The 18,804-nt window shown below is 59.2% G+C and carries 14 protein-coding genes and 2 pseudogenes; 5 read left to right on the top strand and 11 right to left on the bottom strand.

The window, feature by feature from the left end; genetic code table 11:
• A partial coding sequence (locus GA0061101_RS37570; protein ID WP_280951456.1) for a group II intron maturase-specific domain-containing protein occupies window positions 1-275 on the top strand: 275 nt, incomplete at its 5' end.
• A 79-nt stretch (window positions 276-354) separates the two neighbouring features.
• A pseudogene (locus GA0061101_RS37565) lies at window positions 355-751 on the top strand (IS66 family transposase); the annotation flags it as partial.
• Window positions 752-847: 96 nt separating this feature from the next.
• On the opposite strand, the pseudogene GA0061101_RS37560 reads toward GA0061101_RS37565, so the two are convergent.
• The 4 genes and pseudogenes from GA0061101_RS37560 to GA0061101_RS37545 form a co-directional block, all read right to left on the bottom strand.
• Window positions 848-1,097 (bottom strand): annotated as a pseudogene (locus tag GA0061101_RS37560) (DUF6429 family protein).
• A gap of 329 nt (window positions 1,098-1,426) precedes the next feature.
• Window positions 1,427-2,080 (bottom strand): ABC transporter ATP-binding protein, encoded by a 654-nt coding sequence (locus GA0061101_RS37555; RefSeq protein WP_092577648.1) that lies wholly within the window; start codon window positions 2,078-2,080, stop codon window positions 1,427-1,429.
• 112 nt (window positions 2,081-2,192) lie between these two features.
• Window positions 2,193-3,203 carry a zinc-binding alcohol dehydrogenase family protein gene (locus tag GA0061101_RS37550; RefSeq protein WP_092577646.1) on the bottom strand — a complete coding sequence of 337 codons (1,011 nt, stop codon included), beginning with the start codon at window positions 3,201-3,203 and terminating at the stop codon, window positions 2,193-2,195.
• Window positions 3,204-3,350: 147 nt separating this feature from the next.
• A complete protein-coding gene (locus GA0061101_RS37545) occupies window positions 3,351-4,487 on the bottom strand; it encodes a mannitol dehydrogenase family protein (protein ID WP_092577643.1) in 1,137 nt (378 codons plus the stop codon).
• Window positions 4,488-4,982: 495 nt separating this feature from the next.
• Between GA0061101_RS37545 and fba the strand changes: the two genes are divergently transcribed.
• Window positions 4,983-6,047, top strand: a complete 1,065-nt coding sequence (gene fba / locus GA0061101_RS37540; RefSeq protein WP_092577642.1) for a class II fructose-bisphosphate aldolase — start codon at window positions 4,983-4,985, stop codon at window positions 6,045-6,047.
• A gap of 10 nt (window positions 6,048-6,057) precedes the next feature.
• Here the strand turns inward: fba and GA0061101_RS37535 are convergent, their stop codons facing one another.
• The 7 genes from GA0061101_RS37535 to GA0061101_RS37505 form a co-directional block, all read right to left on the bottom strand.
• Window positions 6,058-7,800 (bottom strand): glycerol-3-phosphate dehydrogenase/oxidase, encoded by a 1,743-nt coding sequence (locus GA0061101_RS37535; RefSeq protein WP_092577640.1) that lies wholly within the window; start codon window positions 7,798-7,800, stop codon window positions 6,058-6,060.
• Between the two features lie 61 nt (window positions 7,801-7,861).
• On the bottom strand, window positions 7,862-9,391 hold the full coding sequence (locus GA0061101_RS37530) for an FGGY-family carbohydrate kinase (RefSeq protein ID WP_092577639.1): 1,530 nt from the start codon (window positions 9,389-9,391) through the stop codon (window positions 7,862-7,864).
• A 53-nt stretch (window positions 9,392-9,444) separates the two neighbouring features.
• Complete coding sequence (locus GA0061101_RS37525; protein ID WP_037201257.1) at window positions 9,445-10,287, bottom strand: DeoR/GlpR family DNA-binding transcription regulator; 843 nt, start codon at window positions 10,285-10,287, stop codon at window positions 9,445-9,447.
• Window positions 10,288-10,471: 184 nt separating this feature from the next.
• Entirely contained in the window at window positions 10,472-11,419 is a 948-nt protein-coding gene (locus tag GA0061101_RS37520; RefSeq protein ID WP_167669642.1) for a D-ribose ABC transporter substrate-binding protein, read from the bottom strand.
• 104 nt (window positions 11,420-11,523) lie between these two features.
• Window positions 11,524-12,576: an ABC transporter permease gene (locus tag GA0061101_RS37515; protein WP_092577636.1), complete on the bottom strand. Its 1,053-nt coding sequence runs from the start codon at window positions 12,574-12,576 to the stop codon at window positions 11,524-11,526.
• 22 nt (window positions 12,577-12,598) lie between these two features.
• Window positions 12,599-14,143, bottom strand: a complete 1,545-nt coding sequence (locus GA0061101_RS37510; RefSeq protein ID WP_092577634.1) for a sugar ABC transporter ATP-binding protein — start codon at window positions 14,141-14,143, stop codon at window positions 12,599-12,601.
• Window positions 14,140-14,796, bottom strand: a complete 657-nt coding sequence (locus GA0061101_RS37505; RefSeq protein WP_092577631.1) for a DUF2291 domain-containing protein — start codon at window positions 14,794-14,796, stop codon at window positions 14,140-14,142. The genes GA0061101_RS37510 and GA0061101_RS37505 overlap by 4 nt, the downstream gene beginning before the upstream one ends.
• A gap of 931 nt (window positions 14,797-15,727) precedes the next feature.
• Between GA0061101_RS37505 and GA0061101_RS37500 the strand changes: the two genes are divergently transcribed.
• Together GA0061101_RS37500 and GA0061101_RS37495 are read left to right on the top strand one after the other, a co-directional pair.
• Entirely contained in the window at window positions 15,728-17,278 is a 1,551-nt protein-coding gene (locus GA0061101_RS37500) for an FGGY-family carbohydrate kinase (protein ID WP_092577628.1), read from the top strand.
• Window positions 17,279-17,476: 198 nt separating this feature from the next.
• Window positions 17,477-18,544 (top strand): IS110 family RNA-guided transposase, encoded by a 1,068-nt coding sequence (locus tag GA0061101_RS37495; RefSeq protein WP_092577651.1) that lies wholly within the window; start codon window positions 17,477-17,479, stop codon window positions 18,542-18,544.
• Window positions 18,545-18,804: the final 260 nt, after the last annotated feature.

The raw sequence follows: 18,804 nt of genomic DNA, 5'->3' as shown, positions 1-18,804 counted from the left end.
TCCGCAAACGAACGGAGGTGACGTTGGATGACATTGCTCGCGAGATAAACCCGATCGTTCGGGGATGGATCGCATACTATGGGCAATACTCGCGCTCGGCACTTTATCCGATGGCGAGATACATCAACGAAACCCTCTATGTTTGGTTTAAACGGAAATATAAGCGCTTCCGCAAACGCCTGGGGCAAGCGCGCCTCTTTGTTGCAAAGATTGCGCGGGAAAACCGGAAGCTGTTCGTACACTGGCAACTCGGTAATGGCACGGAGCTCGCTTGATGGGAGCCGGGTGAGGTGAGAGCCTCACGCCCGGTTCTGAGAGAGGCTGGAGGTGAAATTCCTCCGGCCTACTCGCCCCACGGTGCCGAGCCTGGCGAAAGGCAAGACCGATACCGGCCGCATCTGGACTCATGTCCGAGATGATCGGCCGTTCGGCGAGACATCGCCACCGGCAGCCCTTTATTATGCTTCGCGAGATCGTCGCCAGGAGCATCCCGAACGTCATCTCAAGACTTTCACCGGCATTCTGCAGGCAGACGTATACGGCGGCTACAAATCCCCTGTTCAAAGTGGATCGCAATCCTGGTCCGCTGACGCAGGCGCTGTGTTGGTCACATGCGCGTCGCAAGTTTTTTGTGCTTGCCGACATCGCCAGTAATGCGAAACGGGGAAAGAACGCAGCAGCGATCTCGCCGGCTGCGCTCGAAGCTGTAAAACGCATCGACGCGCTGTTCGACATCGAGCGCGAAATCAATAGGCCTGGCGGGTCGACTTGCGCGCCCGCGACGCCGACATGCCGGTCAGCAAGATTGACGAGCTTTTACCTTAGAATTGGAAAGCGAAAAAGGCTGCTATCGCGGCGGCCGCGTAAACAATGTCCGAAAGAGCTCCTCCGAGCGCTGGAGGCCTTCATCCGTCAAGATCAACGACTTCGTCTTGTTCGCCGGATCGCCGATCAGGCCCTTCTTGAACAAACGATCTGTCGTATCCCAATCAAAACCCTTCCATGCCCGACGTCAGCCATAGTGGCGCCAAGACAGCGTCGTCGATCTTGTCCTCGTCGATCTCCGTGCCGAAATGATAACATGCCCGCGACCCAATATCCCGCGGCTTTCAGCGGATGCGTACCATTGATCCCAACGCGGGCTTTTGCTGAAGGCGATTCATGCTAGCGCTATCAGATCGTCAATACCTCTGCACATGTTGGTTACTTCAACAGGCGAGATAGCCGTGCGCATTCGCACCTGGCACCATCAAGTTTCTCCCGCCAACCGGATTAGAATTTTGGGCGTTTCCGGGGCGCTAGATGTGTCGACCTCTCAAGCCGCATGCATCCCATTTAGCGGAGAGATAGTTGGCTCGATTGGTCAAAGTCGCCACCGAAGGCATCCTTAGTACATGCAAGAAGTATAATATTATATCAAAAAAACTTAGCGATTTAGTCGATAGTACGCTGATATTGCGTGATCAACATTGTCAAATACAATAAGCCTGCCGTCAACGAGCACCATACCTTTGTCGCAGTACGTTTTGATGGTTTCCATGCCATGAGAAATTACAATCAGATCTGAATTCTTTCGACGCTGCTCGAATGCATTCTTACATCTCTCTTGAAAGCGTGCGTCGCCAACAGCCGTAATTTCATCTATTAAATAACAGTCAAACTCTATTGCCATAGAGAGGCCAAAAGCAAAGCGCGCCATCATGCCGGACGAATAAGTTCTGACGGGCGCATTGATGTAGTCGCCCAGCTCAGCAAATTCTTCAACGAAACGTGCGACTCGGACTACGTTTTCGCCATAAGCACGCGAAACAAAATTCAGATTGTCTCTGCCGGTCATTTGTGGATGAAAGCCGCCAGAAAAACCCAACGGCCAGGATACGCGAAGGTCCTTTTTTATTCGTCCAGAATTGGGAAGCATCGTGCCCGCAATCATCCGCATCGTGGTTGATTTACCCGCGCCATTTACACCAATAATAGCATAAGAGGATCCGCTGCGAAATTCTGTGCTCACATGATCTAGAACGATCTTTCTATGTTGTTTTGTTTTAAAGAATTTAGTTACGTTCTCAAATCTTATCATGTTCTCAAATCGCACCGAGCTTTGTCGACTGTACGTTCTACCATGGAACAGGGCCTTCCTTTGATCGCTTTATAGTCTGGTCCCTCCAATGGGCGGAACCCTAGCATCAGATTCAGATTTCCAAAATAGCCTTAATAACCCCCGCCTCTGGCCGCAGCCATTCCTTAAACAACGCCGGCCCATCCTCGATCGCACCGCGATGAGTGTTCAGCGCAGCCGTCGGAACGCGGCCATTTTCCATCTGCTTCACCACTTCGGCAAAGTCGTCCGGCTGCGCATTGCGGCTGGCGAAGAGCGTGGTTTCACGCTTATGGAATTCGGGATCGGAAAAGGTGATGTCGTCTCGAACGACACTGACGAGTACGTAGCGTCCAGCGTGGGCGACGAAGCCGAAGCCGCGTTGCATCGCCATGGCATTGCCGGTTGCGTCGATCACCACGTCGAAGAAATCGCCGTCGGTGAGGCGTTTTGCATGGGCTTCGGCCTCGTCATTGGCGAGCAGCATCCGGTCGGCACCGAGCGAGGCGATCGTGAAATCGAGGCGGTCCTCGCGCATGTCCATGACGGTCACGTCGGCGCCGCGCGCCTTGGCGAAGATGATGGCGGACATGCCGATCGGGCCGGAGCCGACGACGAGAACGCGGTCGGTCGCGGTGACGCCGCCGCGCTTGACGCCATGGGCGCCGATTGCCAGGAATTCGATCATCGCGGCTTCGTCCAGCGAGGCCTTGCCGGCAGAGACGACATTGGGCTCCGGCACGCAGATGAACTCCGTCATGCCGCCGTCACGATGGACGCCGAGGACGGAAAGGCTTTGACAGGCATTGGTCACGCCGCGGCGGCAGGCAATGCATTTGCCGCAGGCGAGATAGGGAACGATATAGACGTTCTCTCCCTTTTTAAGGCGGGTGGATTCGCCAGCATCCTCGACCGTGCCGGAGAGCTCATGGCCCATGACGCGCGGATATTCGAGAAAGGGATGCTTGCCCTGATAGATATGAAAATCCGTGCCGCAAATGCCGATGCGTCTGATGCGCACCAAAATCTCGCCTTCCGCAGGGGTGGGGACATCGCGCTCGATCAGGGATAGCCGGCCGGGTTCGTCGCAGATCAATGTTTTCATGGTGATACGCTCTCGATGGGCCGGCGACGCCGACCATTGCTGTTAGAATGCCGTGTCCCGTTGATGTCGAAAGTCGATTGCCTGACGGTCGCTCAACTTACGGATCACGAACCCTCCGCGCCCTTTGCATCTGAGGGTCCGATGCTTTCACGACGCTGCCCCGTTCAAAGGATAGTGCGCCGCGATCTGCCTCAGCACAGGCGCCTCTGATGCACTGCCCGCCTTCTCGGCCCAATCCAGGAAGGCGTGGATGCGTCGAGCGACCTTTTCGGGGTGATGCTGGGCGATATCGGCGATGCGATGATCGAGGAAGGGATTAAGGAAGCGGTCGAGCGTCGTTGTCACATAGGTCGCCGCCTCATCGCCCATGCCGTTTGCGGCAAAGCCGGGCAAGACCTCGTTTCGATAGAGCGTGTCCAGCTTTGCGCGAATGCCGGCATCGGCCAGGATGGCGCGCACGGTCTCGTCGGCTGGTCGGCCCTCTCTTTGCCAGGTTTCAGCTAGGAACGTGTGGCCGAGATTGAGAATATGCAGCTTGAGGCGCTCGTATGGCTCGAGATCCTCGGTCAGCACGATGCTCTCGTGGATGCATGGCAGCCGGACGCCCGGCGCGCGCCTGATTGCCCAAAGCGCATAGGGCTCCGCGACGGCGCCGATCGGCTCGATCGGCTCGGAGACGATCCGGTCGACCAGGGTCTCGGCGAAAGCGACATGGTCGCCCAACCAGGCAAGGAAGTCAGATGTCACGCCGTTCTGTTTGGCGCAATCGATGACCGTCTGCTTCAGGACGCGGCCATTGCCCGTCATCAACTCGCAGGGAAGGATCAACAAGGGGCGGGCGGATGCCCGCCAACGCTTGACGAGAAGTGCGGCAAGCTTGGCTGGGAACGAGCGTGGAATTTGGCCGTCCTCGCCAAAGCCATCCTCATCCGGCCAGGTTCTGTATCCCGTTTCGCCGGTGTTGGAGATGATGAATTCGGCATCTTCGGCGAAGAGTTGCGAAAGCTCTTCCCAATGATCAAGGGCGGACATGCCACGATCGACGCTGGTGACACGTACGGAGCGGTCCACAGGTTGGCCATTCGACATACCGCGAATGATGACCGGATAGCCTTCCGGATTGCCGAATGCGCCGACACGCCCGCTTCTGCTGCTGGAACCCGAAATCTGGACGACAGTGATCGGGCCGACATCCTGGCCGGATTGCCTGGCCTCGTGCACGAAGAATGCCGCATGCGCCTGCAAAAAGCGGCTGGTGCCGAACTGGATGATCCGCGAGCTCACGCCAAGGTCCCCGCGCCTTCAGGAGAAGTCGCTGTCGTTCGTGTGCTGTGTTGATACGTAGACATCCATCGATCCTCCCGGTGAATGTTTTTTATCTATAGAAAACAGATTGGGTCCCAACGTCAAGGGCTTTTAGATGAATAAAGCAAGCGACAATGATGTCGCGCGCAGTTGAGGCGATCCGTATCAGGGACAATCACTATATGCCGGCAATGGAAACAGGCCTGTAGCCACTGTGATCAGCGATTCTTCATAAAAATCACAACAAAATGTCATAAATTATGTGATTTTGTCGCTACTATCCGTTATGAACCAATCGAGATGATGCGTCGCACTATGGAAGCTTCGCTTATGAAACCGACGGCGTCCGATACTTTCCAAATATTGACGATTTTTCGACGCCAGAGACTCCGTTCCCGTGTCGTAAACCAGCGCGCCGCTCAGGGGCATCATCCACGCGATCTTAGCCACCCATCATGACCAGGAGAGAGTTGAATGGCACGTATCACCTTGAGGCAACTGCTCGATCATGCCGCTGAAAACGGCTACGGCGTTCCTGCTTTCAATATCAACAATATGGAGCAGGCGCTCGCCATCATGGAAGCGGCTGATGCCGTTGGGGCACCGGTGATCATGCAGGCGTCGAGAGGTGCAAGAGCCTACGCCAACGACATCATGCTGAAGCATATGATGGACGCCGTCGTCGAAATCTATCCGCATATTCCGGTCTGTGTGCATCTCGACCATGGCAATGATCCCTCAAGCTGCATGACGGCCATCCAGGCCGGCTTCACATCAGTCATGATGGATGGTTCTCTCAAGGCCGATGCGAAGACACCCGCGGATTGGGATTACAATGTCGGCGTGACGAAGACGGTCACCGACATGGCGCATCTCGGCGGCATATCCGTCGAAGGCGAACTCGGGGTGCTGGGTTCGCTCGAAACCGGCATGGGCGAGGCCGAGGACGGCCATGGCGCCGAAGGCAAGCTCTCGCATGATCAGCTGCTCACCAATCCGGACGAGGCCGTCAAATTCGTGCGGGAAACCAAGGTCGATGCGCTGGCGATCGCCATGGGCACCTCGCATGGCGCTTACAAGTTCACCCGCAAGCCTGATGGCTCGGTGCTGGCGATGAACGTGATCGAGGAGATCCACCGCAAGCTGCCCAACACGCATCTCGTCATGCATGGTTCTTCCTCGGTTCCTGAGGAGTTGCAGGAGATCATCAACAAATATGGCGGCCAGATGAAGCCGACCTGGGGCGTGCCTGTCGAAGAGATCCAGCGCGGCATCAAAAATGGCGTGCGCAAGATCAACATCGATACCGATGGCCGCATGGCGATGACCGGCCAGATCCGCCGCGTGCTGCAGGAAGATCCGAGCGAATTCGATCCGCGCAAATATATGAAGCCGGCCATGGCTGCGCTGACGAAGCTTTGCAAGGAACGTTTCGAGCAGTTTGGCACTGCCGGCCACGCCTCGCAGATCCAGCCGCTTTCCGTTGCCGAAATGGCAAAGCGTTACAAGTCCGGCGCGCTGGACCCGATCTTCTCCTGAATTTGAGCGCTCAGCGTGCCGCCGGGCTCGCGGCCCGGCGCGCGCTTTCCTCGGTCAGGGTGCGGCCGTGGAATTTCGATAGCGAGGTGATGACATCGTCGATCTCCTTGGCCAGTCGTTGCGCATCCCACAGCAGGGCTGCCGCCGCGATCGCACCAATTTCGTGCAATCCCTGCATGGTCAGTAATCCCTCGATCGCCATGGTCGTGCGGCGGAAGACGATGTCGGACAGATGCACGACAAGCTCCTGGCGGGCGATCCAATCGATTTCGAGGGCGCTGTGGCGCGCCGCGCCGCTGATGCGCTGGCTATCCGTGTAGTCCGAACGATGAGCGAGGATCGCCGCCACGGTCGTGCCATATCGGCTCAGCAGCTCGTCGACCCTGCTTGCCTCCACACCGGTCTTGGCGGCGATCGATCGGATCCAGCCCGCGCGCTCGCTGGAGCTTACCGGGAAATTCGATCCGCCGCCGATGGCCAACCGCTCGGTGGATGTCTTGCGCGTGCGCTGAAGGCGCTTCAGCACGGTATCGGACACTTCCTCGGCGAAACCCCGGAAGGTCGTCCACTTGCCGCCAACGAGGGAAATAACGGGGAAGGGCCGTCCGGCCTGCGCTTCGACGACCGGTGCGGAGTGGTCGCGGCTGATCAGGCCCGGCGACGAGGCGTCCGAGGCGGGCAGGGGGCGGATGCCGCTATAGCTATAGGTCACCTGTTCCCGCTCGAAGTGAAGACCCGGCAAAAGTGCTCGGACGCTATCGAGGAAATATTCGATTTCCGGCTCCTCGCAGCGCACATTGTCGGGGTCGTCGCAGGGAATGTCGGTCGAGCCGACCAGCGCCTGGCCGAGATAGCCATAGACCAGGCAGATACGGCCGTCATCGGCCTCGAAATAGATCATGTGGCCATTCAGGCTGCGCACCAGTTCGGGGTGATCGAGCAGGATATGCGATCCCTTCGTTCCGCCGATCAGGTGGGAGGGAGCGCCGAGCGCCGCATTGACGTGATCGATCCACGGCCCGGCGGCATTGACGACAAGCTTCGGCTTCACCGAAAAGGCATATCCGTCCGAGCGTTGGAAGGTGAGCAGGCCGTCGGTCGCAGACACCAGCTTCGTGGCGTTTGCCGCCAATGACTTCTCATTGGCCCTTAGTCCGTCGCTGACCAACTCATAGACCAGCCGTTCCGGCCGGCTGATCTTGGCGTCGTAATAGATGCCGCCGGCGACGATCTCAGGGGTCACATGCGGCATTTCCTTGAGCGCGCGGCTTTTCAGCAGGAACCTGTGGCGCGGCATCACTCGGTTGCGCGAACCGAAGAAATCGTAGAGCGCAAGCCCGATCTTGACGAGGACGGCGCCGCGGCTTCGGGGAGCGGTGGTCGAGCCCGTCAGCGTGCGAAGGGCTGCCCATATGCCGCGCGTCCAGGAGAAGATCGGCACGAATGTCGGTAGCGGTTCGACGCAATGCGGCGCGTTCTTCAAGAGCAGATTGCGCTCGAGCGCCGACTGCGCGACCAGCCCGAATTCGCCGGTTTCCAGATATTTCAGGCCGCCGTGAATGAGGCGCGATGGCGCAGCACTCGTTCCCGAGCCGAAATCGGATTTATCGACGATGAGGCAGTTCACGCCCTGGGCGCAAAGGTCGCGAAACAGCCCCGCGCCATTGACTCCAGCGCCGAGGATGACGACGTCGACATCTCCGTCTTGAAGTCGGGAAAAGCGTTGTTTCAGATCGGCGGCCATATCGGTCATAACATCATGGTCCTGGTGAACGGCCGCGAAAACAGATCGTTCGCGCAGCCCAATTGGCTCTCTAGTCTTGGGAGGGTTGAGCTGCGAGATTGCCGAGCCTCGGCCAAAGCGGCGTCATGGCGTCGGCGATGTCCTTGAAGAGTTCATAACGCACCCGGTAGTCGGCGCTGCGGGCGGAATCGGGGTGATAGGTCGTGGCGATCCTGCCGACATCGCGTGGGTCGCTCTGCGGATCGGCATAGATCCCGACGCCGGCGCCGGCGCAGAGAGCAGCACCCCAGGCGGCCGCCTCATCGGTTTCCGTCACAGTGACGGGAATTCCAAGCACGTCGGCAAACATCTGCACGACGATCGGATTGCGCGATACGCCACCCGCAAGCCTCGCCTGATTGAAGGAAAAACCGTCACTTAACGCATCGACATGGATCTTGTGATTGAAGGCGATGCCTTCGAGAACGGCGCGCAGCATGTCGCCGCGGTCGTGCCAGCCGCCAAGCCCGAAGAAGCCGGCGCTCGCCGCCGCACCATAGGGGGAGCCGAACAGATAGGGATGGAACAGCGCGCTCGAGCGTCGGTTGAAGGCGGCCTCGATTTCCGGTGCCAGCAAGGCGTGGATTGAATGGCCAGTGGCTTCGGCGCCCGTGCGTTCGTTGGAGCAGAGCTGGTCCAGAAACCAGTCGTAGTTGGCCGTCGATGCCGGCGAGATCGACATATTGTTCCATTGGCCCGACACGATGGCGTTGCGGCAGAACCAGCGGCGATCGACGCGCGGCTCCGACGACAACGTCTCGTTGATCGAATAGGTGCCGGCGATCACGGCGACGACACCTTCGGCATAACCCCCGGCACCGAGTGCGGAGGCCGTTACATCGTGCAGGCCGGCGACGACAGGTGTTCCCTCGGCAAGGCCCGTGCGTTCGGCGACCGCTGCCGACACATGCCCGACGACCTCATCGGATCGCGAGGCGTGCGGCAGCGCGCCCACCAATTCGTCCACGCCGAAAAGATTCAGCGCATCCGGCGAATAATCCTGAGTCGAGACGTCGGTAAAGGAGGTGCTGGCCTCGGTGCGGTCGGTTCCGGCGACGCCGGTCAGGCAGAAGCGCAGCCAGTCCTTGCAGCTCAGGATATGGCCGATCTCAGCGAAGCGGGCCGGCTCGTGCTCCTTGATCCAGGCGAGCAACGCCGAAGGGGCTGATACGTGCGGCACCTGGCCTGTGAGCACCAGGGATTGGTCGGCGACCGGCCCTGCCAGCCATCGCTCCACGATCAATCCGGCACGGCTGTCGAGCGAAAGAATGGCGCGTCCGAGCGGCTTCTTTGATCTGTCGAGTAGATAGATCCCGTCGCCATGGGCAGTTGCGGCAATTGCCTGAATGTCGCTTGCGGGGCGATTGCTGAGCTTGATCGCCTCGGCTATGGCGTCAGCCGTCGCCGTCCAGAGCTGGTCCATGTCGCGTTCGACATGGCGGGCCTTGGGCATGAATTGCGTCACGCGGCGGCGGGCGGCGGCAAGCGGCGTTCCGTCGATGTCGAAGATTACCGCCTTGGTAACGGTGAGACCGCTGTCAATTCCGAGCAGACTCGGCATTCCTGTCACTCCTGATGGTGGACGATCTCAGGCCGCCCCGCGGGGCTCAACCGTTAGGATCGCTCCTTGTCGCTCCTGGCGACGACCACATTGATATTCTTGTTCTGCATGCGCTCGAGATGGGCAGCGGGGGTCTTTTCATCGACGATGACGACATCAAACTCGCTTAAGGACGCGAAACTATGCAGCGCCCGGCGGTCGAATTTCGTGTGGTCGGTGAGCAATATGCGTTTGGCGGCGCTGTTGAACATGGCCCGCTTGATGTCGACGATCTCGGGAGATTGGTGAAACACCACGTCGTCGATGATGGCCGACATCGAAATGAAGGCAACATCGGCTCGCAACCGATTGATCTCGTTGATGGTCATGCGCCCCATGAAGGCGTTGCACCAGTTGTAGTACTGTCCGCCAAGCGCCAAGAGCGTCACGTCGTGCATGTCCTTCAATGCGTTCATCAGCGTCAGAGAATTCGTGATCGCCGTCAGCGGCACCTTGGCCGGCAGTTGCGAGGCCATCTGCAGCACGGTGGTGGAATCGTCGAGGAAGATCGCCTGGCCCGGTTCGATGAACTGGATGGCGGCCGCGGCGATCAACTTCTTTTCGCTCGCCTGCCGGTTGGCGCGATAGACATCGCTCGATTCGATCAGGCTGGTGGCGGTCGCCGTGACGATGCCGCGCGTCTTGCGGAAGAGACCGCGAGCCACCAGTTCGTCGACATCGCGATGCGCCGTCATCAGGCTGATGCCGAAGCGCTCGGTGAGATCCTCGATCCGCATCGACCCCTCAGCCATGACGGCCTCGGCGATCAACTGGCGCCGGGCGAGCTGGCGGGAATGCCGGCTGTCGCTAGGCAGTTCGTCTTGCAGGAATGATGCGGGGCTTGTTTTCTGGGTCACTTTGGCCTCTGAGGCTGAGCCTTACGGATGTCCGCTTGGTGCCATGAATATCATGTCAAGGCAAAAAGACTATAGAGAACAATTTGCTATTTGGTTTACCGAAAGTTCTGCTTGATGTCCGGTAAGGTCTTCAAGCTGTAACGATGCAAGGGTGGGGACGCCGTTGCCGGCGTCCCCGATATCATTACTGCGACAGGACGAACGGTCCGGTGTACTTGTCGACATTGTCCTTGGTGATCAGGATGCAATCGAAGAGCTGCTTTTCGCTCGTGGCGCCGGTCTTGCCCGTCTTGATGAAGCTGTCGGCTTGCTTGACGGCCTCTGCGGAGAAGACTGCGACCGGCTGCAGAACCGTATATTGCAGTTCGCCGGCCTTGATGGCGGCAACAGCGTCCGGGGAACCGTCGAAGCCGCCGACCTTGATATTAGTGAGCTTGCCGGCTTCCTTGAGGGCGGCAATCGCGCCGAGCGCCATTTCGTCATTGCCGGAGATCACGCCGATGATATCCGGGTGAGCCTGCAGCATGGACTGCATCTTGTTGTGGCCCTGGGTGCGATCCCAGTTGGCGACTTCCTTGGCGACCTTCTTCAGATCCGGATACTGCGTCAGAACGGTTTCATAGCCGTTAGAGCGAGTGGCGGCGTTGTTGTCGGAAGGCGCGCCGAACAGTTCGGCATACTTGCCTTTATCGCCAACAGCCTCGACCCACTGCTGTGCACCGATAGCGGCACCCTGGGCGTTGTTGGAGACGAGCTGTGCCTTGGCGAGGCCTTCCTGGTTGATTTCAGCATTGACCAGGAAAACCGGGATGCCGGCAGCAAGGGCCTTCTTGACCGCACCGACGGAACCATCGGCATTGGCCGGGTCGAGAATGATAGCAACCGACTTGTTGGTGATGGCCGTGTCGATCAGGTTGCTCTCGGTGTTGGTGTCGCCTTTATGCGCACCGACCGTTGCCGTATAGCCGAGCTTTTCGGCTGTTGCCTTGGCGACATTGCCTTCCGTCAGCCAATAGGGGTTGGACGGATCGTTGACGATGATCGTCATCTGGCCGGCGGCCCATGCTGCTCCCGTCAGAAGCGGTGCAACCGCAACCGCTGCCATGATAATGCGCATACCTTTTTTAAACATTAGTCTCTCTCCCTTTTGATGAGCTTAGATGTTACCGGCGAACCGGCGGTGCTTTCTCCGATCGGCTATAATCACCGGTCGGTGACAAGTTGGAGTGCAATGCGTCAGCCGGATTTGGCTCGGCGTCCGTATTGGATGCTGTTCATGAGCACTGCGAGCACGATGACCGCGCCGGTGAAGACGGTCTGCCAGTAGGCCGAGACACCGATGATCACCAGGCCGTCCGAAAGGAATCCGATGACGAAGGCACCGAGCATCGTGCCGCGCACCGTGCCGCGACCGCCTGTCAGCGCCGCGCCGCCGATGACGACAGCGGCAATCGCGGTCAGTTCATAGGTGGTGCCGGCGGTCGGGCCGGCCGACGTCAGCTGCGAGGACAGCACCAGCCCTGCAATGGCGGCGCAGACGCCGGAAAACACGTAGACGAGAATCTTGACCTGCTTGACCGGGACACCGGAAAGATCGGCGGCGCGCTCATTGCCGCCCGAGGCATAGAGCCAGCGGCCGAAGGCGGTACGGCTGAGAACGACGCCGCAGATGATTGCAAGCGCGGCGAGCACGATGACGCCGATCGGGACGCCGGCGAGACGATTGAAGCCGAGCCAGTCGAAGCCGGTATTGCCGAGCTCCGGCCGACCGCCGAGATTGTTGTAGGTAAGACCGTTGGTCATCAGCAATGCGATGCCGCGCGCAACATAGAGGACGCCGAGCGAGGCGACGAACGCCGGAACCTTCAGGTATGCGATGAGCACGCCGTTGACAGCGCCGACGACGGCGCCGAGCGCGCAGGTCAAGATGACGACGGCCCAGACCGGCGGATAGAGAATGACGCCGAAGCTCGAAATGGTGACGCCCTGCATCAGGAAGCCGGCGATACAGCCGGCAAGGCCGAGGGTAGATCCAACAGACAGATCAATGCCGCCATTGAGGATGACCAGCAACATGCCGATGGCCAGAATGCCGAAGATGGCGACATGCGAGGCCATGGTCAGGAAGTTGCTGAGCGAGAAGTAATAGGGCGACAGGAAGGAGAAGACCGCGATGATGACGATCAGCGCGAAGAAGGCGCGCCCTTCCAGGATCAGCCGCACGAGGTTGAAATTCCGCCGCTGTCCGTTCGAAATGGGTTTCTTTTCAGTGATGTTCGTGACTGACATAATCAGTGCTCCATGAATGCGGCTAGTGCGCGACCACTGCTTCGCCGGAGGCGGCCATGATCTTCTCTTTGGGGACGTCGGGACCGAATTCGGCTGATATCTTGCCGCGGTGCATGACGATGATGCGATGGGCGATGCTGAGGCACTCGGCGACTTCCGACGTCGAATAGATCACCGCCAGGCCTTCCTTGGCGCGGTCGGCCAGCAGCTTGAAGACTTCCGCCTTCGCGCCGATATCGATGCCGCGGCTCGGCTCGTCGAGCAGGATCACCTTCGGCGCCGTCGCAAGCATCTTGCCGATGACGACCTTCTGCTGGTTACCGCCCGAAAGCGAACCGATTGCAGCGTCGCCGCCATCGGTCTTGATATGAACCTTGCGGATCGAGGTATCCACCAGCGCCCGCTCGCGGCCGCCGGACGTGAAGAGACCCTTGGTGAAGGCGCCGATACTGGCAAGCGACAGGTTCGAGCCGACGGTCATCGTCTGGACAAGACCGTCCCGCTGCCGGTCTTCCGGCACCAGAACCAGGCCATGGGCGATGCGGCCGGCAATGCTGAGATGGCCGACGTCGTTGTTCCCAAGCAGAACGCGGCCGCGGCTCGATCTCAGGCGTCCCGCGATGCATTCGAGCAATTCCGTGCGTCCGGCTCCCATGAGCCCGTAGATGCAGACGATCTCCCCGGCCCGGACCTGAAGCGACATACGGTCGACTGCGTTGTAGGCGGCGCCAGACGGGCCGGGAACGGTAACGTTGTCGATCGTCAGCGCGACGTCGCCCATCTTGTAGCCGGTCGGCGGGCTGCCGAGATCGAAATTGTCGCCGACCATGTTGCGCACGATCCACTCGAGATCGATGTCCTTGCGCTCGGCGTAGGCCGTCATGTTGCCGTCACGGAGCACGACGGCATGGTGGGTGATCTGCAGCGCCTCTTCCAGATGATGCGAGATGTAGACGATCGACACGCCGCGGCCCGTCAGGTCACGAATGACCTTGAACAGAACCTCGACTTCCGTAGCGCTGAGTGCCGACGTCGGTTCGTCCATGATCAGGATGCGCGAATTGACCGAAAGAGCGCGGGCGATTTCGACGATCTGCTGCTGGCCGAGGCGCAGATCCTCGACAGGCGTCATCGGGTCGATATGCTCTTCGAGTTCCTCCATCAGCGCCCGTGTCTGGCGCTCTTCCTCAGCGAAATCGACGACACCGCCCTTCATGATCTCGCGACCCATGAAGATGTTGTCGCGCACGCTGAGATTGGGCGCGAGGCTCAATTCCTGATGGATGATCGAGATGCCGCAGGAGCGCGCATGTGTCGACGAAGCGAAGCTGATCGGGTTGCCGTCGAGGATGATTTCGCCTGATGTCGGCTGTATGACCCCGGAGAGGATCTTCATCAGCGTCGACTTGCCGGCACCGTTCTCACCAAACAATGTCGTGACTTCGCCGCGCCGAATATCGAAATTCACGCCCTTCAGTGCGTGGACGCTGCCATAGGACTTGGCGACGTTGCGGGCGGCGAGAACGACTTCGCCTGTGCCGGCTTCCTTTTCCTCTGCCTGGCTCATTTCAGTTCGACCTTCACGGGGGTGACCAGCCAGTTCTTGGGATTGATGAGCTTGAACACGCCGATAACCGTTGCCGTCTTGCCCGTCAGCTTCTCGGGATCAAGACTGCCGAGGGTCGCCTTCTTCATCTCGTTGTTGATGGCGGAGCCGGCATCCTGATATTCGATCTGGTTGGTGAACTGGCCGAATTGGATCTTGCCGGTCGCATCGCGAAGATCGGTGCCGTTGATCGCCGGGCCGGTCTGCACTCGAACGGTGATACCGTCAGGCAGGCCGTCGACCTTGAAGTCATTGAGGTTGGCCTTGCGGTCGCCAAATGTGCCTGACAGCGAGACGGGAAGCACGGGGCCTGTGCTGGTGGCGACACCATATTTCGCGCCGGCGGCCTTCTTGTCGGCCAGAACGGCATTGCCGAGCGTCACCGCGTCGACGGCCCGCTGTTGGACATCTGCCAGAACCTTCGGAAATTCCTGGGCGCCATAGGCTTCCGGCGAGAAGGCCTGCTCGCGCACATCATGCGTGGAGCCGATCTTGACCAGCTTTGTATCGGCGGCAATGGCGCCGATCACGATCACGACGGCGGCAATACCGGCGACGATCTTGAGCTTGGAGCCGGTCGGCTTGGCAGTTGCGTATTGAATTTGCGTATTCATGTTCAAACGACCTTCGGCATATCAGCCGGATTGCCTGATGGAGAACGAGGAGAAAGGCGCTGCGATCGTGGCAACGATCTAGCGAGGGCCCGGCACGCCACATCGGACACGCAGACGCTCCGCTCGGTTTCGGTACAGGCCGTCACCGGAAGGAAAATTCAACATCAGGAGCCTCCTCAGCATGCGAGCGTCCGTCTCCTCCAGCCGCCCAATGGAACCCACAATCATCTCGTTTCCGTAATAATTGTGATAGAAGTGTGTTAATAACTGCAAATCATATGTTATAAATTTCTGAGCATGTCAACTGCCATCTATTGCGTTTGGTGAGCCGGCCATCTCCCCATACGCGGGCGTTTCGTACTTCGAGTATGCCGCAACCCCTCTTTAATGAACCAGTTTTGCAGTCACGCCGAATTGTCTGCATATGAGACGCGTTCTCAAAAGAAAGCCGTCACAAATAATTGATAAATATAAATATTATTCGTGCCCGTGCGAATGAAGGCCACGCCTCGCTTCTTGTGATACCGACTCTGTTCAGCGGTAGGCGCTCTTCGCATTGCTCTCGCCCAGCTCACTTTCGTAAGCCCTCCTCGGCGTAGCTGGGGAATTGACAACATCCATTTTATATGAAAAAAATTACAATGCCAGCAAAATATTACGACATGTGTGATATCTCTGTGGTATAACCAAGCTGTTTATGAACAGGCGCTTTTGCACGATGGTCGGGTGTGATTGGTGTGGATTCGAGGGTGAGGTTCTCTTGGCCCGGGATAGTCCGCTTGGCCGCCGAATTTTCGGTGCTGAAAATAGCGTGATGCAAGCGGCTTGGAGCAAACCCTCAAGCTTTGGGTCGATCGGGGAGGAATGAACGTGCTTTTTGTCGATGCGAACGTCCCAGTCGCGGGGCAGGTTGTGGCGGAGCCGGCGCACAATGCCTAGGAGCGACGGGATCATTATCGGGATCGATGCCGGAACCTCCGTTCTCAAGGCCGTTGCCTTTGAATTATCAGGCAGGCAGATCGCTTCAGCTTCGGCGCGAAATCGATACCAGACAGGCGAAGACGGCTCAGTCACGCAGTCGCTCGGCCAGACGTGGTCGGACTGCGTCAGCGCGCTGCTTGGCCTTAGCGATAAGGTGTCGGATCTCGCCTCCCGCGCGGTTGCCATTGCCGTTACGGGGCAGGGGGATGGAACCTGGCTTGTCGGTGCCGGCAACGCCCCGGTGGACGATGCCTGGCTCTGGCTCGACGCCCGGGCTGCATCGACCGTCACGCGCCTGAGCGCTGAGGCGAACAGCCGAGCGCGTTTCGAGGCGACCGGTACGGGTCTCAATACCTGCCAGCAGGGTGCGCAGCTCGCCCATATGGATCGCTTCATGCCGGAGCTTCTCGATCAGGCTGAAACGGCGCTGCATTGCAAGGACTGGCTCTATCTCAACCTGACTGGCGTGCGTGCGACCGATCCGTCGGAAGCAAGCTTCACCTTCGGCAATTTTCGCAGCCGCCAGTACGATCCCGTTGTTATCGATGCGCTCGGCCTTGGCCGCCGCCGCTCGCTTCTTCCAGAAATCATCGACGGCACCGAAATCAGCCATCCTCTGACCGGCGAAGCGGCCAAGGCCGTGGGGTTGCTCGCGGGAACGCCGGTCTGCCTCGGATATGTGGATATGGTCATGACCGCGCTCGGCGCCGGCGTGCGCACCGGCGGCCAGAATGCTGCGTGCTCGACGATCGGCTCGACGGGCGTGCACATGCGCGCGAAGGCTGTGCCGGACGTCCATCTCAATGACGAGGGTACCGGTTACGTCATCGCCCTGCCGATCCCCGGGATCGTGACGCAGGTTCAGACCAATATGGGCGCGACGATCAATATCGACTGGATCCTGCGGATCGCGGCGGATCTGATGTCCGATGGGGACCGGCAGGTCTCATATTCGGACCTTATTCCGCGCATCGATACCTGGTTTGCCGAAAGCCGCCCGACGAACCTTCTCTATCATCCCTACATTTCGGAGGCGGGTGAACGGGGCCCCTTTGTCAACGCGCATGCCCGCGCCGGGTTCACCGGGCTTTCCATGCGTCACGGCTTTGCCGACATGCTGCGCGCCGTGGTCGAAGGGCTCGGCATGGCGACGCGCGATTGCTATGCGGCCATGGGAGATATGCCGTCGGAATTGCGCATCACCGGGGGCGCCGCCCGCTCGCGCGCCTTGCGCAGCTCCCTGTCTGCCGCCGTCAAGGCGCCGGTGCGGATTTCGGATCGCGAAGAGGCGGGTGCTGCTGGGGTGGCGATGATGGCGGCGGTTGCTATCGGCGCCTATCCGGACATGGACAGCTGTATCGCCGAATGGGTGACGCCTTTGCTTGGCGAAGCCGAGGCACCGAATGTCGAGGACGCCGAGCGCTACGACCGGCTGTTCGACGCTTACAAGGACGTACGAGAAGCGATCGCGCCCACCTGGGACAAGCTTGCACAGCACTAGCCCGACATGGAGCTGAGGCGCCCTTGAAATTTGATTTGATGATGCCCGAGGCATCCGAAGGAGGTGGCATGAAAGAGGCCGCGCCCATTGAGAGAACGGATCACTGAGATGCAGGTGATGATCGAGGGACAGTCACACTTCCAGCCTTTCGGCTTATCCTGTTGGGGTTTCGCAGATCTCAACAAGGGAGTTGGAAGCATGACTGCCTCTTATAATTACCATATCGGCGTGGATTACCACAAATCCTATAGCCACCTTGTGGTGCAGGATAGCAGTGGCAAGACGCTGCGATCCGGCCGCGTGAAGAACGATCGCCAGTCGCTCGGTGGGTTTCTAGAGCGGTACCGCGAGAACTCGCATGCGGTTGTCGAAGCGACGCGCAACTGGATGGTGATGTACGACTGGCTCGACGACATTTGTGATGATGTCGTTCTCGCCCATCCCTTGAAGGTCAAGGCGATCGCCGACGCCAAGATCAAGACCGACAAGATCGATGCCACGGTGCTGGCGCATCTGCTGCGGGCCGACCTGGTGCCGGAGGCCTGGGCACCTGGCGAACGTGCAAGAGAACTGCGCGTCGCGCTGCGCGAGCGGATGTTTTACGTGCGGCTGCGCACAATGACGAAGAACCGCATTGTCACGGTGTTTGATCGCTATCCCGAGCAAACGGCACAGCTGAAGAAGCTCGGCGATCTGTTCGGCAAGGCCGGCCGCATTCAGCTGGCGCAGGTCAACGTCTCAGAGATCGACCGCGTCCAGATCGATCGTGGCCTCGACTTCATCGGCGACATTGACGTGCGCATCAAGCAGTCGGACGCAACGATCCGGACGATGACCAAGGCCAATGCCAATGTGAAGGTGTTGAAGACAATCCCCGGCATTGGCGAGTTCTTCGCCCGGCTGATCGACGCGGAGATTGACGATATATCCCGCTTCCGTAACCCGAAGAAGCTTGCCGCCTATGCCGGGCTTGTGCCGTCGACCTATTCGAGCGGCGGCAAGACCTTCCACGGCAAGATCATCAAGCAGGGCAACAAGTGGCTGCGCTGGGCCTTCGTGGAAGCGGTTTCTCCCGCCATCGCTACAGATGCGCAGCTTCGAACCCAATACGACCACCTGAAGATCAAAGGAACCAACAAGGCGCGCGTGGCGATTGCGCGCAAGCTTTTGACGATCGCCTTCCAGATCCTGCGTGACCAGCGCGCTTACGAGCCGCGCGGCACCAGCACCACGGAAGGCGCGTCGACGATATCCCGGTTGTCCTGATGTCGTGCTAGCGAGCCCGGCAGGACTGGGCTGCGCTCTTCAAGGAGAATGGGAAACCGGGAGCCGAACGCCACTCTGTGACCGAAGCCGAGAGGCATCAGGATCACGAATTGGAGCATGGTTCGAGAACCGAAGGACATCTTTGTCCTGCGGAAGATAGACCTTTAGCCGATCGGCGAAAATGCCGGTCAAATAACAAATGAACCCAAGGAAAAGCCTGCAAATGCTGGTGTTTTGCCCCTTGTGTTCTTTCATTGGAG

Source organism: Martinezella lusitana, assembly GCF_900094565.1.
In the GTDB taxonomy this organism is placed as follows: Bacteria; Pseudomonadota; Alphaproteobacteria; order Rhizobiales; family Rhizobiaceae; genus Rhizobium; species Rhizobium lusitanum.
Note: the sequence above shows the minus strand (reverse complement) of the source record. Positions and strands in the feature narration are given on the sequence as shown.

Coding starts and splice junctions, on each gene's coding strand:
- GA0061101_RS37555 (WP_092577648.1), bottom strand. CDS start 2,080: ATGATAAGATTTGAGAACGTAACTAAATTCTTTAAAACAAAACAACAT.
- GA0061101_RS37550 (WP_092577646.1), bottom strand. CDS start 3,203: ATGAAAACATTGATCTGCGACGAACCCGGCCGGCTATCCCTGATCGAG.
- fba (WP_092577642.1), top strand. CDS start 4,983: ATGGCACGTATCACCTTGAGGCAACTGCTCGATCATGCCGCTGAAAAC.
- GA0061101_RS37535 (WP_092577640.1), bottom strand. CDS start 7,800: ATGACCGATATGGCCGCCGATCTGAAACAACGCTTTTCCCGACTTCAA.
- GA0061101_RS37530 (WP_092577639.1), bottom strand. CDS start 9,391: ATGCCGAGTCTGCTCGGAATTGACAGCGGTCTCACCGTTACCAAGGCG.
- GA0061101_RS37520 (WP_167669642.1), bottom strand. CDS start 11,419: ATGTTTAAAAAAGGTATGCGCATTATCATGGCAGCGGTTGCGGTTGCA.
- GA0061101_RS37515 (WP_092577636.1), bottom strand. CDS start 12,576: ATGTCAGTCACGAACATCACTGAAAAGAAACCCATTTCGAACGGACAG.
- GA0061101_RS37510 (WP_092577634.1), bottom strand. CDS start 14,143: ATGAGCCAGGCAGAGGAAAAGGAAGCCGGCACAGGCGAAGTCGTTCTC.
- GA0061101_RS37505 (WP_092577631.1), bottom strand. CDS start 14,796: ATGAATACGCAAATTCAATACGCAACTGCCAAGCCGACCGGCTCCAAG.
- GA0061101_RS37500 (WP_092577628.1), top strand. CDS start 15,728: ATGCCTAGGAGCGACGGGATCATTATCGGGATCGATGCCGGAACCTCC.
- GA0061101_RS37495 (WP_092577651.1), top strand. CDS start 17,477: ATGACTGCCTCTTATAATTACCATATCGGCGTGGATTACCACAAATCC.